This window comes from Psychrobacter sp. 1U2 (assembly GCF_051847575.1).
In genome coordinates this window covers 1-715 of record NZ_JBPYDC010001076.1, presented here as the reverse complement: position 1 = coordinate 715, position 715 = coordinate 1, and the positions used below count along the sequence as shown (strand labels likewise).

At 43.5% G+C, this 715-nt stretch carries 1 protein-coding gene; it reads left to right on the top strand.

Annotated elements, in window-relative coordinates:
* Positions 1-58: 58 nt before the first annotated feature.
* Positions 59-715, top strand: a 657-nt coding sequence (locus ACS8FD_RS20475) for a histidine kinase dimerization/phospho-acceptor domain-containing protein (protein WP_439277217.1), incomplete at its 3' end; no start/stop codon positions are given.

The following is a 715-nucleotide window of genomic DNA, read 5'->3' as shown; positions in this document are numbered from 1 at the left end:
CGAGCAACAAAACGAGCCAGAACAGCACCCGCAAGATCAAGCAACTCAGCAAGAAGTGATGGGCCAGCTCAAAAAAATCAGAAGCTCATTACGCGCTCTACAAGACGCCGTAATACTGCTCAATAATGATGATAGTTTAGAGTGGTGGAATCAAGCTGCTGAAGATTTACTATTGCTACAAGTAGCAGATAAAGGTAAGAGTATTTTTGATTTTATCAATGTGCCTGAGTTTCGCCAGTACTATCAAGCCATGACGACACCCAACGATGGTGTGCATATGGCTTCTTGGCGAGATCCTAAGCGTTACTTGAAATGCGAGCTCACCCCTTTTGGGGACGAAAAACTATTAATCATTTATGATGTGACTCGTCTGCATCATTTGGAACAAATGCGCCGCGACTTTGTGGCAAATGTCTCACATGAGCTTAGAACGCCCTTGACAGTCCTCATGGGTTATCTCGAAAACTTCTCAGATCAGCCAGACATGCCGCCGCATTGGCAGCGTGGGTTTGAGCTGATGACCCAGCAGACAGCGCGTATGAATAGAATCGTCAATGATTTATTACTGTTGTCTCGGATTGAGATTGAAGAGACGCATGAGTTTCATTATATTAATATGACCAAAATGCTAACCCATATCTACGATGATGCCCAAGCTTATAATAGCGAATATGGGCATAGCATACATTTGCAGATAGATACCTATGATGGCTTA